This is a genomic window from Bacillus sp. CCNWLW194 (assembly GCF_037120585.1).
Classification (GTDB): domain Bacteria; phylum Bacillota; class Bacilli; order Bacillales; family Bacillaceae_G; genus Bacillus_A; species Bacillus_A basilensis.
This window is the reverse complement of the sequence record NZ_JBBBBL010000009.1, coordinates 212,152-226,505: the sequence shown is the minus strand read 5'-3', so window position 1 is coordinate 226,505 and position 14,354 is coordinate 212,152. Positions and strand designations below refer to the sequence as shown.

Annotated in this window: 19 protein-coding genes; 15 read left to right on the top strand and 4 right to left on the bottom strand. The window is 37.4% G+C overall.

Annotated features, from left to right (window positions below; all coding sequences use genetic code 11):
* Positions 1-28 precede the first annotated feature (28 nt).
* From cccB to V7S50_RS21200, 7 genes are all read left to right on the top strand, one after another.
* Complete coding sequence (gene cccB / locus V7S50_RS21230) at positions 29-352, top strand: cytochrome c551 (protein WP_242254922.1); 324 nt, start codon at positions 29-31, stop codon at positions 350-352.
* 287 nt (positions 353-639) lie between these two features.
* Positions 640-1,326, top strand: a complete 687-nt coding sequence (ftsE, locus tag V7S50_RS21225; RefSeq protein ID WP_080468341.1) for a cell division ATP-binding protein FtsE — start codon at positions 640-642, stop codon at positions 1,324-1,326.
* The gene (gene ftsX, locus V7S50_RS21220) at positions 1,316-2,209 is read left to right on the top strand and encodes a permease-like cell division protein FtsX (RefSeq protein WP_063221800.1); all 894 of its coding nucleotides are present in this window, start codon (positions 1,316-1,318) and stop codon (positions 2,207-2,209) included. Before ftsE ends, ftsX begins: the two co-directional genes overlap by 11 nt.
* Positions 2,210-2,327: 118 nt before the next feature.
* Complete coding sequence (locus V7S50_RS21215; protein ID WP_000830292.1) at positions 2,328-3,764, top strand: S41 family peptidase; 1,437 nt, start codon at positions 2,328-2,330, stop codon at positions 3,762-3,764.
* 89 nt (positions 3,765-3,853) lie between these two features.
* Positions 3,854-5,056: a PDZ domain-containing protein gene (locus V7S50_RS21210; RefSeq protein ID WP_242254920.1), complete on the top strand. Its 1,203-nt coding sequence runs from the start codon at positions 3,854-3,856 to the stop codon at positions 5,054-5,056.
* A gap of 285 nt (positions 5,057-5,341) precedes the next feature.
* Complete coding sequence (locus tag V7S50_RS21205) at positions 5,342-7,057, top strand: ABC transporter ATP-binding protein (protein WP_242254918.1); 1,716 nt, start codon at positions 5,342-5,344, stop codon at positions 7,055-7,057.
* Between the two features lie 65 nt (positions 7,058-7,122).
* Entirely contained in the window at positions 7,123-7,434 is a 312-nt protein-coding gene (locus V7S50_RS21200) for a heavy metal-binding domain-containing protein (RefSeq protein ID WP_000637523.1), read from the top strand.
* A gap of 115 nt (positions 7,435-7,549) precedes the next feature.
* On the opposite strand, the gene V7S50_RS21195 is transcribed toward V7S50_RS21200, so the two are convergent.
* The 4 genes from V7S50_RS21195 to V7S50_RS21180 are packed head-to-tail and all read right to left on the bottom strand — an operon-like array spanning position 7,550 to position 9,775.
* Positions 7,550-7,909, bottom strand: coding sequence for a macrolide transporter (locus tag V7S50_RS21195; RefSeq protein ID WP_242254916.1), 360 nt, complete (start codon positions 7,907-7,909; stop codon positions 7,550-7,552).
* Between the two features lie 2 nt (positions 7,910-7,911).
* Positions 7,912-8,457 (bottom strand): flavodoxin family protein, encoded by a 546-nt coding sequence (locus V7S50_RS21190; RefSeq protein WP_242254914.1) that lies wholly within the window; start codon positions 8,455-8,457, stop codon positions 7,912-7,914.
* Between the two features lie 4 nt (positions 8,458-8,461).
* Complete coding sequence (locus tag V7S50_RS21185) at positions 8,462-8,830, bottom strand: MerR family transcriptional regulator (protein WP_242254912.1); 369 nt, start codon at positions 8,828-8,830, stop codon at positions 8,462-8,464.
* Between the two features lie 51 nt (positions 8,831-8,881).
* The gene (locus V7S50_RS21180) at positions 8,882-9,775 is read right to left on the bottom strand and encodes a LysR family transcriptional regulator (RefSeq protein WP_242254908.1); all 894 of its coding nucleotides are present in this window, start codon (positions 9,773-9,775) and stop codon (positions 8,882-8,884) included.
* Positions 9,776-9,926: 151 nt separating this feature from the next.
* On the opposite strand from V7S50_RS21180, the gene V7S50_RS21175 reads away from it, so the two are divergent.
* From V7S50_RS21175 to V7S50_RS21140, 8 genes are all read left to right on the top strand, one after another.
* A complete protein-coding gene (locus V7S50_RS21175; RefSeq protein WP_242254905.1) occupies positions 9,927-10,949 on the top strand; it encodes a YeiH family protein in 1,023 nt (340 codons plus the stop codon).
* Positions 10,950-11,184: 235 nt separating this feature from the next.
* Positions 11,185-11,382, top strand: a complete 198-nt coding sequence (locus V7S50_RS21170) for a helix-turn-helix transcriptional regulator (protein ID WP_000538359.1) — start codon at positions 11,185-11,187, stop codon at positions 11,380-11,382.
* Positions 11,383-11,393: 11 nt separating this feature from the next.
* Positions 11,394-11,783 carry a hypothetical protein gene (locus V7S50_RS21165; RefSeq protein WP_063221791.1) on the top strand — a complete coding sequence of 130 codons (390 nt, stop codon included), beginning with the start codon at positions 11,394-11,396 and terminating at the stop codon, positions 11,781-11,783.
* A gap of 19 nt (positions 11,784-11,802) precedes the next feature.
* The gene (locus V7S50_RS21160) at positions 11,803-12,024 is read left to right on the top strand and encodes a hypothetical protein (protein WP_063221790.1); all 222 of its coding nucleotides are present in this window, start codon (positions 11,803-11,805) and stop codon (positions 12,022-12,024) included.
* 47 nt (positions 12,025-12,071) lie between these two features.
* Positions 12,072-12,299, top strand: coding sequence for a hypothetical protein (locus V7S50_RS21155; protein WP_242254891.1), 228 nt, complete (start codon positions 12,072-12,074; stop codon positions 12,297-12,299).
* Between the two features lie 99 nt (positions 12,300-12,398).
* On the top strand, positions 12,399-13,160 hold the full coding sequence (locus V7S50_RS21150; RefSeq protein WP_242254882.1) for a MerR family transcriptional regulator: 762 nt from the start codon (positions 12,399-12,401) through the stop codon (positions 13,158-13,160).
* Positions 13,157-13,786 (top strand): hypothetical protein, encoded by a 630-nt coding sequence (locus tag V7S50_RS21145; RefSeq protein WP_242254880.1) that lies wholly within the window; start codon positions 13,157-13,159, stop codon positions 13,784-13,786. Before V7S50_RS21150 ends, V7S50_RS21145 begins: the two co-directional genes overlap by 4 nt.
* A gap of 40 nt (positions 13,787-13,826) precedes the next feature.
* The gene (locus V7S50_RS21140; RefSeq protein WP_242254879.1) at positions 13,827-14,237 is read left to right on the top strand and encodes a DUF4362 domain-containing protein; all 411 of its coding nucleotides are present in this window, start codon (positions 13,827-13,829) and stop codon (positions 14,235-14,237) included.
* The last annotated feature ends 117 nt before the right edge of the window (positions 14,238-14,354 follow it).

The following is a 14,354-nucleotide window of genomic DNA, read 5'->3' as shown; positions in this document are numbered from 1 at the left end:
AGAATATCAACAATGGGGAGCGATAGAAGTGAAAAAGAAATTGTTGGCTATTGCGCTAGGAACATCAGTCGTTTTTGCTTTAGGAGCGTGTGGAAATAAAGAAGAGAGTAAGCCTTCGAAACAATCTGCAAGCACAGATAGCCCAGAGCAAATTTATCAAAAAAGTTGTATAGGTTGTCATGCGAAAGATTTATCAGGAGCAACTGGACCCGATTTACGAAAAGTAGGACAGAAATATGACGCAGCAGAGATTGAAAAGATTATTGAAAAAGGCCGCGGTTCTATGTCACCAGGAATCATTCAAGGTAAAGATGCGAAAAAAGTAGCTGAATGGTTAGCTGAACATAAATAAGAAGGGTAAAATGGACGAGTTGATTAATATAGTCAACTCGTTTCCCTTTCTTGGGGATGTAACATAACTGTAACAAAAATGTATCCGAATTGGAAACCGTTTGATGTTACAATGGGGTTTGTAGAATTTTGCTGAAATATATTACATAGAGTAGTATTGCTTAGAAACAGAGTATAAGTAGACTACCTTCAACAAGAATGGTTAGGCGGGAATAAAAGGCTATCTTTTATTTTCAAATGTACAGAAAAGTATTTCGAAAAAAATCATTAAGTATTGGGTGATAAATAATGATAAAAATGACGAATGTTTATAAGGAGTACCCGAATGGTATGAAAGCCATTGCTGGTCTCACAGTTAACATTAAACAAGGTGAGTTTGTATACGTAGTTGGACCGAGTGGAGCCGGAAAATCTACATTTATTAAAATGATGTATCGCGAAGAGAAGCCATCTACAGGATCAATTAATGTAAATGGACTTGTTATTGAAACATTGGCAGAAAGAGATGTTCCATATTTCCGTCGTCAATTAGGCGTAATTTTCCAAGATTTTAAATTACTACCTAAATTAACGGTATATGAGAATGTTGCGTTTGCCTTAGAAGTAATTGAAGAAGAACCAGATGCAATTCGTGAGCGTGTAACAGAAGTTTTAGGTCTTGTAGGTCTTGAAGATCGTGCAGACGCACTTCCAAGTGAACTTTCAGGTGGAGAGCAACAACGTGTTGCGATTGCGAGAGCGATTGTAAATCGACCAAAGGTTGTAATTGCCGATGAGCCAACAGGTAACTTAGATATTGAAACAGCTCTAGATATTATGAAGATTTTTACTCGCATTAATGAGCGTGGTACAACAATTGTTATGGCGACGCATAATGCAGATATCGTAAATACAATCCGTCATCGTGTAATCGCGATTGAAGGCGGAAAAATTGTTCGAGACGAGATTGAGGGAGGATACGGATATGAAGGCTAAGACCCTTAGTCGACATTTGCGAGAAGGTGTAAAAAATCTATCCCGTAACGGATGGATGACGTTTGCTTCTGTTAGTGCAGTAACAGTTACATTATTACTTGTAGGTGTCTTTTTAACAGCCATTATGAATATGAACCATTTTGCGACGAAGGTAGAGCAAGATGTTGAGATTCGTGTACACATTGATCCAGCAGCAAAAGAAGCTGATCAAAAGAAATTAGAAGATGATATGAGTAAGATTGCAAAAGTAGACTCTATTAAATATTCTTCTAAAGAGGAAGAGCTAAAAAGCTTAATTAAAAGCTTAGGCGATAGCGGAAAAGCGTTTGAGTTATTTGAACAAGATAACCCATTGAAAAACGTATTCATTGTAAAAGCAAAAGAACCAACAGATACAGCAACAATTGCGAAAAAGATTGAAAAAATGCAGTTTGTAAGTAACGTTCAATACGGTAAAGGTCAAGTTGAAAAATTATTTGATACTGTAAAAACAGGACGTAATATCGGGATTGCACTAATTGCTGGTCTTTTATTCACAGCGATGTTCTTAATCTCTAACACAATTAAAATTACAATTTATGCTCGTAGTACAGAAATCGAAATTATGAAACTTGTAGGTGCAACAAACTGGTTTATTCGTTGGCCGTTTCTATTAGAAGGATTATTCCTAGGAGTATTAGGATCAATTATTCCAATTGGCCTAATTTTAGTTACGTATAATTCACTGCAAAGTGTATTTAACGAAAAACTTGGCGGAACAATTTTCGAGCTTCTACCATATAGTCCTTTCGTATTCCAATTAGCTGGTTTACTAGTATTAATTGGGGCTTTAATCGGTATGTGGGGAAGTGTAATGTCAATTCGTCGCTTCTTAAAAGTATAAAAAGTTGCAAACATAATTCGTACAAGCTTATCATATAGTAGAAATAGGTAAAGGCATCACACACTGTGTGATGCCTTTTGCTACACCACCTGTGTGTTTTGGAAAGGGGAATTCCGCATTGAAACGTAGAGTTGCAATTATTGGAATGGTTGTTGCATTTTTAATTGGTGCTGGCGGAATGTTTGCAGGTATGTCTTTATTTGGGGTTAACCCAGCAGAAGTGACGCAAACAATTTCGAGTGGAAACGCTAGCACTGCGCAAGGGAATTTGGCAAAAATTAATGAGGCGTATGCACTAATTGATTCACGTTATGTGGAAGACGTGAAGGATGACAAGTTAGTCGAAGGTGCAATACAAGGTATGTTGTCTACGCTGAAGGACCCTTATTCCACGTATATGGATAAAGAAACGGCTAAACAGTTTAGTGAATCGCTTGATCCTGAGCTAGAGGGGATTGGGGCTGAGGTGAACAAAACGGACGGTAAGCTTATTATCGTATCACCAATTAAAGGCTCACCGGCAGAAAAGATTGGAATTAAACCGAATGACCAAATTTTATCTGTAGATGGAAATAGTGTGAAAGATTTATCACGTGAAGAAGCGGTATTAAAGATTCGTGGTAAAAAAGGAACGACTGTCGCGATTGAAATTAAGCGTGCAGGAGTAGCTGATCCGATTGTATTTAAAATTAAGCGTGAAAAAATTCCAATCTTCACAGTGTTTAGTTCTGTGAAACAAGAGAGCGGAAAAGATATCGGTTATATGCAAATCACTTCCTTTGCTGAAAATACAGCGAAAGAATTTAAGGATCAGTTAAAAGAGTTAGAGAAGAAAAACATAAAAGGCTTAGTTATTGACGTGCGTGGTAATCCTGGTGGCTACTTAAATAGTGTAGAAGAGATACTAGGGGAAATTATGACGGATAAAAAGCCGATGCTACAAGTAGAGCAACGAAATGGTGAGAAGAAGAAATTCTCTACGGAATTGAAAGAGAGAAAATCATATCCAATTTCAGTATTAATTGATAATGGAAGTGCTTCTGCTTCAGAGATTTTAGCGGGTGCGCTAAAAGAGGGAGAAGGATACGATTTAATTGGTGAAAAAACGTTTGGTAAAGGTACTGTTCAGCAAGCCGTTCCATTTAAAGATGGCAGCAACATCAAACTAACGATGTTTAAATGGTTAACACCGGATGGAAACTGGATTCATAAAAAAGGAATCGCGCCAACCGTAGAAGTGAAGCAACCGGATTATTATCATGCGACACCAATTCAAATTGAAAAGACACTTTCATACAATTCAAATGATGTACAAGTAAAGCACGCGCAAGAAATGCTTAAGAGCTTAGGATATGTACCAGGACGTGAAGATGGATACTTTAGTAAAGAGACAGAATCAGCGCTGAAAGCATTTCAAAATGCGAATGAGATGGAAGCGACAGGACAGCTAGATAAAAAGACAGCTGAGGCGATTCAAACGAAAATTATTGAAAAAATCCGTTCTGGAGAAAATGATCTACAATTACAATCAGCATTAAAATTAATAGCGAAATAAAAAAATACAGGCAGTTTGCTGCCTGTATTTTTTTGTGTTAAACAAACGTTTGTCCAGTTATGATAATATAAAAAGAAAGAATGATATAAATGGTGGTGAATGGGTTCGTGGAGGCATGGATTTTTGAAATAATGCGGGCAGTTGGACGTTTTTTCTTACACCCTGCTGTCTATGTATTTTTAATAAGTAGTATCTTCGTTGGATACTTACGTATGTTACGAGAACGAAAGGATTTTTCTTTTAAAGTTTATGATATTTGGTTTGAACTGCGAACGTCTCTATTTGCAGGAGTTAAATACGGATTAGTTGTATCTATTATTACAATTGGACTTGGACTTGTTGTTTCTAAAGCGAGTTTATGGGTCATCTTACTTTGGACATTATTATTTGGAGTAACTGCTATGTATCGATATTTATCAGCAGCTTACACATTTAGTGTCGCGATGATATGTGTTCTATTATCTTCTAAGCTACCAGTTTCCTTCTTACAGCTTGGAGATGGTGAGGAGAGTACGATTGTATCTCTTGCTATTTTGCTAGGCGTCATGCTCGTTGTAGAGGGTTTGTTGATTTCTAAAAATGCAGTAGGATATTCTACGCCGAAGATTAGGAAGGGTAAGCGTGGGCTAAAGATTGGTTTACACGAATCCAAGCGTTTATGGATCGTTCCTATTTTTATTCTTGTACCAGGTGACGCGGTAACGCAGTTTATTTCATGGTGGCCTGTCGTTTCAATCGGTTCTGATACATATTCTCTATTCCTCGTTCCATTTTTAATTGGATTTATGAGAAGGATTAGAAGTTATGAGCCGACGGAAGCTTTATTATTTACAGGAAGACGTGTCTATGGCTTAGCGGCACTTGTGCTCGTTTTAGGAATCGCAAGTTATTGGTGGCATGTACTTGCAATTATCGCGATGGGAGTCGCAATGCTTGGGCGTTTCACGATTTCCATGCAAGAAAAAATTTCTGATGAGACAAGACCAGCGTACTTCGCTGCACGTAATGATGGGCTCGTTGTATTAGATACAATCCCGAATACAATTGGTGCAGAGCTGAATTTACTGCCTGGAGAAATTATTACGAAAGTAAATGGAGTCGTTCCAAGAAGTGCTGAGGAATTTTATGATGCACTTCAAACGAAGACGACAGGGGCATTTTGTAAATTAGAAGTATTAGATACAAATGGTGAGCTTCGTCTTGCTCAAACGGCATTGTATGCTGGGGGACATCACGAATTAGGTGTTGTATTTGTTCAGCAGGAGCATGAGTGGGATTCGGAAGCGATGTAATAAAAGAAAGGGTATCACCTTGTGGTGATGCCTTTTTTGTTTGGGAGAGGGTAGTTAGTAAATGAAATTTATATCGGCGATTATCAGAATATATCAGCGCAATTGAAATTATATCGGCGATTATCGGAATATATCAGCGATTATTTAAATATATCGACTTTCCGGCAAAAAACGATAACTATCGCAAACCTTATTTTCAGTTTCATAGACGGATAACTTGAATAATTATTTGATAATGGTTATCATTTAGGGAGTCTTTTTAATTTTGGAAAATGGAGGGAAGATATGTTACGTAAATTTTTTTCTTACTATAAACCTTATAAAGGTTTATTTATACTCGACTTTTCTTGTGCAGTCGTCGCAGGATTACTAGAACTTGGTTTCCCGCTTATCGTAAATCAATTTATTGATAAGTTATTGCCAGGGCAAAACTGGACGCTTATTTTATGGGCTTGTTTCGGTTTACTTGCAGTTTATATATTAAATGCAGGTTTGCAATATGTCGTTACATATTGGGGGCATATGCTTGGTGTTAACATTGAAACGGATATGAGGCAGAAATTATTTGATCACATTCAAAAGCTATCATTCAGATTTTTTGACAATAATAAAACAGGTCATTTAATTTCACGTCTTACAAACGACTTAATGGAAATTGGGGAAATTGCTCACCATGGGCCAGAAGATTTATTTATCGCTGTTATGACTTTAGTTGGGGCGTTCTCATTTATGATGATGATTAACTGGAAGTTAGCGCTATTAACGTTCTTCGTCATTCCATTCCTATTATGGTTAGCGCTGTACTTCAACAAAAAAATGACAGGTACGTTTAGACGTTTATTCTCAGACGTTGCTGATTTCAATGCATGTATTGAGAACAACGTTGGTGGTATCCGCGTTGTACAAGCATTCGGAAATGAAAAGTTTGAGAAGGAGCAATTTGCTGTGAACAACGCTCGTTTCCGTACAACGAAATTAATGGCTTATAAAATTATGGCGTTAAATTCGTCAATTAGTTATATGCTCATGCGTCTCGTAACACTCTTCGTCTTAATATGCGGCACATGGTTTGTTCTGCAAGGCGAATTAACGTACGGTGGATTTATTGGATTCGTTCTATTAACGAATATTTTCTTCCGCCCAATTGAAAAAATCAATGCGGTAATCGAAAGCTATCCGAAAGGGATTGCAGGCTTTAAAAGGTATGTAGAGCTTCTTGAAACAGAGCCTGATATTGTAGACTCTAAAGATGCAATGGAAGTGAAGCATGTACACGGTGATATTCAATATAAAAACATTACGTTCGGTTATGAAAACAAAGAACCGATTTTAAATGACATTAGTTTGAACATACATGCAGGTGAAACGGTTGCGTTCGTTGGACCATCAGGAGCTGGAAAAACGACGTTATGTAGCCTATTACCACGTTTTTATGAGCAATCATCTGGATCGATTCAAATTGATGGTATTGATACGAAAGATATGACGTTATCTTCACTTCGTAAGCAAATTGGAATTGTGCAGCAAGATGTGTTCTTATTCTCAGGAACGATTCGTGAAAATATTGCTTACGGAAATTTAAAGGCATCAGAGGCTGAAATTTGGCAGGCAGTAAAACGTGCGCAGCTAGAAGATTTAATTTATTCACAACCAGACGGTTTAGATACTGTTATCGGTGAGCGCGGCGTGAAACTTTCTGGTGGACAGAAGCAGCGCTTAGCGATTGCTCGTATGTTCTTGAAAAACCCGCCAATTTTAATACTAGATGAAGCTACTTCTGCACTAGATACTGAGACGGAACTTGCAATTCAAAAATCACTTGCTGAATTAGCAGCTGGCCGTACAACGTTAGTTATCGCTCACAGACTTGCAACGATTAAAAATGCGGATCGAATCGTCGTTGTAAATAAAGATGGTATTGCAGAACAAGGTTCACATGATGAATTAATTGAGCGAGGCGGAGGATACAGTAGGTTATACGAAGCTCAGTTTAGTTCGTAAATATAATTTGTACTGAATTAGTGCACCATAAGTAGGTAAAAATCTCATATGGGAGGCTATAAAGTATGATTGTAACAACAACGTCTACAATTCAAGGAAAAGAAATTATTGAGTATATTGATATCGTGAATGGAGAAGCGATTATGGGTGCGAATATCGTTCGTGACCTCTTCGCCTCTGTCCGTGATGTTGTCGGTGGTCGTGCTGGCGCTTATGAAAGTAAATTAAAAGAAGCGCGTGACATCGCAATGGAAGAAATGAAAACTTTTGCGAGACAAAAAAATGCGAATGCAATTGTTGGTATTGACGTGGATTACGAAGTAGTTCGCGAAGGGATGCTAATGGTTGCTGTGAGCGGGACTGCTGTTCGTATATAGAGTAAAAAGCCGTGCTGATGCACGGCTTTTTTGTTGTTATGTCTAACATTTCTATGTCGAAGTTCCAATATTTCTTGGGAAATGCGGAAGGCCCTGTCGATATATAGGGAAGACATTAGAGCGCTTCTTTACATTCTTGGATTTGAACTAATAATGTTTCGTATTCTTGTTCGAGAGATTTGATGTCATCGTGATGATTTGGTATGAAAATTCGGCCGATGCTTTCTGTTAATTTTGTTTGTAATCGTAATAATTCTTGTTCAGTAACGTTTACAGAATTCCCGGTTGTTCTTTTTGTGTATTGCTCATAATTACCGTGGAATACTCTTGGTTCACCCTCATCTACTTGTAGAATATGGTCTGCAACAGAATGAATGAAGGCACGGTCATGGCTAATGAAAAGTATTGGATCAGGATATTCTTGTAACATGCTTTCTAATTCTTCTTGCGTTGCTAAGTCTAAATAGTTTTTCAAACTTATTTCTGTTTGTAATTTTTGAATTCATTATTATAAATTTGTGCCTTCGCTAGCGCCTCAGCATCGTTTTGGATTTCATCTAATCCATTTGCATCCCCAATAATATAACCTTCAAATGATGAACCAACAAAATCAAAGATGTATTGGAACTGGGAGATAAGCGGTAATGCTTTTAGTTTCGGATTATCTCCGCCAACTATGACAACGTACATTTTTTTACCTTTCATTTTTTCTTTGAAATGAAGTGATGTATCGCGTAAGCTTTGTGACCAGCGATCGATGAAGTTTTTCATATGTCCGCTCATTCCGTACCAATATAATGGTGTAGCAAAGATAATTGTGTCGTGCTCTAACATGCGTTTGGTTAACTGCTCGTAGTCATCATTTACAGGTTGGAATCCTTCTGCATCATGACGTTGGTCTGTAATAGGATGGACTGTATGGTCTCGCAAGTAAATTTGCTCTGTTTCAATGCCCTCTATCATCATATGTGTTAAAGTTTCTGTATTTCCATTTTGTCTTGAACTGCCGTGTATAACAAACATGTAATCATTCCCTTTCTTTTGCTTGTTTTAGGAGTGAAACGTGTTTTTGCAAATTCGTTTGGATGTTGGAAAGCAATGAGATTTGCTTTGTTACTTCATTAAGTTTATCTTCGTAAAGCGTAAGGATGCTGCTGCACGGATTGTCGTACAGGTGCGGTTCAATTTCAAGGCAGCGCAGCATCCTTGCCGTCTCTTCTAAATTTAAGCCAATTTGTAAGTATATTTGAATAAGCTCCACTTTTTCGATGGCACTTTCATCGAAATCACGATAGCCATTTGCGAGGCGCTTCGAAGGGAGTAATCCCTTTTCTTCATAATGTCTTAGTGATCTTTCGCTAACGCCAGTTTCTTTTGATAACTCCCCGATTCGCAATGTGTTTCACTCCTTTTACATGTATTGTAAACCTTCACACTAATGTGAAGGTCAATGCTGTTTTTTTGCAAAAGAATCTACATGATTTAAGAACACTTGAATGGCTTTAGATGGAATGAAATACTTGCCGCGCACGATGGAGAACGGACGGATGAGTTGCTCATTTGGAACTTCGACGTGGAATAGTTCTTTTGCAAGTAGCTCTTTCCGTACAGTCCAATCGGAAAGTATAGCGATGCCAAGCCCGGCACTCACTGCTTCCTTCACGCTTTGGATACTACTAAATGTAAAGAATCGCTTCATTTTTAAATGGTGTTGATGAATAAAGCGGTCACTATAAGCGCGTGTTCCAGAACCACTTTCTCTTAATACCCATACTTGATCTTGGAGTGTGCTTTCGTTTATTTCATTTGTGCGGAGCAGTGGATGGTTTGGCGGGACGACGAGCTTCATTTCATCTTGCATAAATGTTTCAACGTCAACATCAGCATATACAACTTGCCCTTCTACTAAGCCGATATCAATTTGATTAGAGCGAAGGCTTTGCAAAACGTCTTCTGTATTTGAGATAAAGGTATGGACTTCGACGTGTGGATTTTCATTCGCATAGTTAGCTAGTATTTTCGGGAGCAAGTATTCGCCAATTGTAAAACTAGCACCGATGCGAAGGGTTCCTGTTACAACGTTATGTAGCTCATTAATCTCTTGTTTAGCATCTTCGTAAAGAGAGAGCATTTGCTTTGCGTGTATGTATAGAATATTTCCGGCTTCCGTGACTTGGACATGTTTCGGAGATCGCTGAATAAGTGTAGTTCCGAATGCGTTTTCTAAGTTGCGAATGTGCATACTTACGCCAGGCTGTGAAAGATTTAATAATTCTGCTGCACGGGAGAAGTGTTTCTGTTCCACGACAGTAACAAAAATTTTTAAAATATCTACGTTCATATAATTGGCTCTTTTCTTTTTCTATTATTTTATCATAAGTATTTCTGATGATAGAGATTCAATATTGATATTAAACTTATTATAGAAACTCTCTTATAATGTAAGTAGAAAGAACATGCATGTTCCAATACGATTATTGGAGTGGTTCAAAGTGGAACAAACACTTGTTATACAAAAGAAGAAGGGCTTTGGATTTTCACAAGGGATTGGGATTACATTATTAATCGCAATTGCGGCGAAATATTTAGCAGAGCTTCCATTTTTAAATATTATGGGACAATTAGTAATTGCTATTCTAATTGGGATGATTTGGCGCGCAGCAATTGGAGTTCCTCATGAAGCAATTGCAGGGACGAACTTTGCGAGTAAGAAGTTGCTGCGCTTTGGGATCATCTTACTTGGAATGCGATTAAACCTTGTTGATATTGCGAAGGCGGGACCGAAAGTATTGGTCATCGCTGCGGTTGTTATTACATTTACAATTTTCGTTGTATACGGACTAACAAAAGTATTTAAAGTAGAAAAGAAACTTGGCATTTTAACAGCGTGCGGGACAGCAATTTGCGGGGCGGCTGCGGTCGTGGCAATTGCGCCGCAAGTGAAAGCGAAGGATGATGAAACAGCAGTTGGTGCCGCAATTATTGCTATTTTAGGTACGATATTTACGCTTATTTATACGTTATTATATCCAGTGCTTGGCCTATCCCCATACGGATACGGAGTGTTCTCAGGGGCGACGCTGCATGAAATTGCTCACGTAATTGCGGCTGCGGCGCCAGGAGGAAGTACGGCTGTAGATATCGCAGTTATCGTGAAACTAACGCGCGTTGCAATGCTTGTTCCAGTAGCGATTTTAATCGGAGTATGGTTTGGTAAGAGTGAAGGTAGCGAGGAAAAAAGATCGTGGCGTGACCTTCCAATTCCTTGGTTCATCTTCGGATTTTTAGCGATGAGTGCGGTGCATTCGCTTGGCGTAATTCCAGAAGTTGTTGCGGGATATATTGTAGTCATCGCTTATATGCTTATCGCAATGGCGATGGCGGGGCTTGGTTTAAATGTAGAGTTTAAAACGTTCCGTAAGTTAGGAAGCAAAGCATTTGTGGCGGGGCTGATCGGCTCGGTTTGCTTATCGGTTCTTGGATACGTTCTTGTATGGGGATTAGGATTTATGTAAGTAGGACGAAGAAGCTGTTCCCAAAGGTATTTGGGGACAGCTTTTTCTTATGATTATAGCGCTACGGATGTCGATATATTAAAAAATCGCTGATATAAATTGAATTAATCTTGTACTTTGTTAGAGTAGATGTTCAGTGAAACATTTTTCTGAAATTTGTAAAGATATCTTTACTTGTAACTGGAAAATATTTATAATTTAAGTAAAGATATCTTTACTTTTGAAGGTGGAGCCTATGGGTGTGAAAAATAAAATTAAAGAATTAAGAAAGCAACATCATATAACACAAGTGGAAATGGCAAAGGCGATGCAAGTGACGCGGCAGACAATCGTGGCGATTGAAAACCATCATTACAATCCGAGTCTAGAATTATCCCTAAAAATCGCCAAATATTTTGGAGTGAAGGTGGAAGAGATATTTACGCTAGAGTAAGGGGAGAGAAAATGAACGATGCTAGAAAGTTGTATGTCGGTACGTTTTTTGGATTGCTGTTGGGAGACATTGTCGTTTGTATTATGAATCCAGCTATACCAATTTTACCGCTCGTAGTGAGTAACGTTTTAGCAATTGTATTTTTGACAGTGTATATGTATTACAAAAAGCGTAAGTACAAAAAAGAAGAACTCCCTGATATAGATGAGCGAGTAAATGAAAATATAAAAAAGCATGTAAACGTCTCATTTGTATTCGCATTTCTGTTCCTTATTGTTTATATTGTTGCGAGTAAAGCAATAGGCAGGGCTGTTATACCTGTGCAAGAGATACTTATAATATGTAGTTCCTTATTTGCAGGTAGTCTCATCATAGGAGTTATGGTAGGAAAACGAGCATAGCGATAGGAGGAATGAAAAAATGCAGGATGAGTTTGAGAGATTCCAGTCAGATAAAGCGTTTAAATATGTAGGATTATTTTTTACGATTAGTTTAGCTGTGTGGAGTTTGTACAATTTAATAGTTTACGGAAGTGCTGGTATGCCGTTTGTGTTATTTGTACTAGGGCAGTTTGTTTATTTCTTTGTGAACTATTGGCCGAAATGGAAATATAGAAATAGTAAAGAGGCTGATCGTGTATAAGTTTGGTATCGCCTGAGTAAGGGATAAATAGAAAAAGGGGAACTGGGATGGGATTACCGGTATTATGTGTTGCTACGGCTATTTTTGCTTTGTTTTGGGGAATGCAGAACTTCTCTCGTAATCCAGTGCCAAGTATTTGTATTATGATTGGTACTGTAGGTTTATCGTATTATTTATTACTATCAGCCCATTATTATAAAACAGCAACGAGTGTTGTTGTTGGAGCACTTATTTTATTTTGTGGTCGTGCTGTACAAAAGGGGTTATTTCCGTAAAAGCTGTTTATACAAAGAGTATAAACAGCTTTTTGTATTTTTTTACAAAAAGCTTGAAAGTTACGTAACGTCATCTTTTATAATGAAGTGGAAGAGGTGATGGCAGTGATTTCAATACAACAATTGACGAGAGAAACAGGAGTTACGGTACGTACATTACGTTATTATGATCAAATAGATTTATTGAAGCCGAGTGGGAAAACAGAGGGTGGACATCGGTTATATAGTGAAGCTGACGTCATTCGTTTGCAACAAATTTTATTTTTAAAGGAAATGGGATTTTCGTTAAAAGAAACTGCGAATATGTTAGTAAAAGGTGAGCTGAATTTAAAGGATTCTCTTGAAAAACAACTTCGATTTGTACAGGGAGAACAAAAGAAATTTAATCAAATGGAGCGTGTTTTACAAGCAGTTGTTTATTCGGTGGACGTGGAGGGAGAACTTGATTGGAAAGTTATGTTTGAATTGATTCAGCTTTCGAAACAGTCTCCTCGTATACGTGAAATATTCCAAAATGAAGTGTTTTCAAAGGAAGAACAAAAGTTGCTTCACAATTTGCCAAATATGAGTGAGGAAGATCCGAATGTTTTAGAGTGGGTAGATTTGTTAAAGCAATTACGTACTTTTATGAAAGATGGTAAAGAAGCTGCTAGTGATGAGGTACAAGAGGCAACGAAGAAATTAATGCAGAAATGTTTAGAGATGGCTAATGGTGACGAAGCATTTTTAGATAAGTTATGGGAAGTTAGAAAATCGAAGGAAGCTTCACAGAAAATGAGCATGTATCCAATCGAAGAAGAACTTTTACTATATATGGATGAAGCTTTTCGTATTTATGATGAAAAGGAGAGGGATAAATGAGTATACTCGCAGAATATCGTTGGTATTTTTTAATTGGGGCAGAAATTGTATTTTGGTTATCGGCTATCGGTTTCTTTTTACTGCGTTACGGATTTCGTTTGAAAAAGGCGAGTTTTATTATGGGGATTGTGCTACTCGTAAATGAAGTGTTTATTTTAACTTTAGGAGTAGTGGATTACTATCAAACAGGAAAGTTCTCTAACTTTCAAATCATTACTGTAATTATTTTATTGTATGCGGTCTTCTACGGGAAAAAGGATTTGAAGAAACTTGATATATTTGTACAAAAATTAGTTGCGAAATGGCGGAATGAACCGGCGCCTATTATTGAAGAACAAGTAGAATTAACAGGCATGGCCTATGCGAAGCAGGAAATGAAAAATTGGGTAGTGCATCTTAGTTTATTTGTGATTGTTCATATTTTCTTTTTCTTCTTATATGGGTTTGTACCGTTTGAACAATGGGGTAATTGGTTAGAAACGGGGATTGTTTTAAATAAAGCAGCGAGTCGTGTTAGCCAAGTTTGGGCAATTATACTTTTAGTAGATACAGTTATTTCATTTTCATATGTGATTTTTCCGAAGAAGGAGAAAGGAAAAGAAAAGAAAAGCTCCTTTCATAGTTGAAAGGAGCTTTTGGGTATACAAATAATTTTTATAGGAGAGGATGACAATAGGAAAAAGAACCAGTTTTATATGTCTATTTCTCTTTAGTTTAGTAGCATGCTCGCAATCTAACACTACAATTGATAAGAAGAATGATGTCATTGTAAAGGGAGCAGGAATTTCCAATCTAGATAAATTCGAGCAATTCGTTTTAAATGTGGAACAAGGGGAAGTTGATAAAATAAGAATTGTACATTACACACATGAAGGGGATCCGATTTTTCAAACGTTAGAGCATAGTGAGAAAGATATACTTTATGTGGTAGATAATAGACAAGACCAATTTGCTGGTGAGAATAAAGGGTTACATAAAGATAGTTGTAAAAGTATTGTTAAAGACCAGCATGAATTAGAAATCACTTATAGGCTAATAGATTGTACGAATGAAGATAGACGCAATATATGTACCTAAAAAATAGAGTTAGTAGAGGAAGGAAGTATGTACTCCTTCCTTTTTCTGTGTATATAATGTCGAAAACTTTACCGAATATCTGTTCGTTTTTTTAGGTTTTTTATGGGCATTCGTGGT

Excerpts from the sequence above, each read along its gene's own strand:
- ftsE (WP_080468341.1), top strand. The coding sequence starts at position 640 with ATGATAAAAATGACGAATGTTTATAAGGAGTACCCGAATGGTATGAAA.
- ftsX (WP_063221800.1), top strand. The coding sequence starts at position 1,316 with ATGAAGGCTAAGACCCTTAGTCGACATTTGCGAGAAGGTGTAAAAAAT.
- V7S50_RS21210 (WP_242254920.1), top strand. The coding sequence starts at position 3,854 with ATGGTGGTGAATGGGTTCGTGGAGGCATGGATTTTTGAAATAATGCGG.
- V7S50_RS21205 (WP_242254918.1), top strand. The coding sequence starts at position 5,342 with ATGTTACGTAAATTTTTTTCTTACTATAAACCTTATAAAGGTTTATTT.
- V7S50_RS21200 (WP_000637523.1), top strand. The coding sequence starts at position 7,123 with ATGATTGTAACAACAACGTCTACAATTCAAGGAAAAGAAATTATTGAG.
- V7S50_RS21190 (WP_242254914.1), bottom strand. The coding sequence starts at position 8,457 with ATGTTTGTTATACACGGCAGTTCAAGACAAAATGGAAATACAGAAACT.
- V7S50_RS21180 (WP_242254908.1), bottom strand. The coding sequence starts at position 9,775 with ATGAACGTAGATATTTTAAAAATTTTTGTTACTGTCGTGGAACAGAAA.
- V7S50_RS21170 (WP_000538359.1), top strand. The coding sequence starts at position 11,185 with ATGGGTGTGAAAAATAAAATTAAAGAATTAAGAAAGCAACATCATATA.
- V7S50_RS21165 (WP_063221791.1), top strand. The coding sequence starts at position 11,394 with ATGAACGATGCTAGAAAGTTGTATGTCGGTACGTTTTTTGGATTGCTG.
- V7S50_RS21160 (WP_063221790.1), top strand. The coding sequence starts at position 11,803 with ATGCAGGATGAGTTTGAGAGATTCCAGTCAGATAAAGCGTTTAAATAT.
- V7S50_RS21155 (WP_242254891.1), top strand. The coding sequence starts at position 12,072 with ATGGGATTACCGGTATTATGTGTTGCTACGGCTATTTTTGCTTTGTTT.
- V7S50_RS21150 (WP_242254882.1), top strand. The coding sequence starts at position 12,399 with ATGGCAGTGATTTCAATACAACAATTGACGAGAGAAACAGGAGTTACG.
- V7S50_RS21145 (WP_242254880.1), top strand. The coding sequence starts at position 13,157 with ATGAGTATACTCGCAGAATATCGTTGGTATTTTTTAATTGGGGCAGAA.
- V7S50_RS21140 (WP_242254879.1), top strand. The coding sequence starts at position 13,827 with ATGACAATAGGAAAAAGAACCAGTTTTATATGTCTATTTCTCTTTAGT.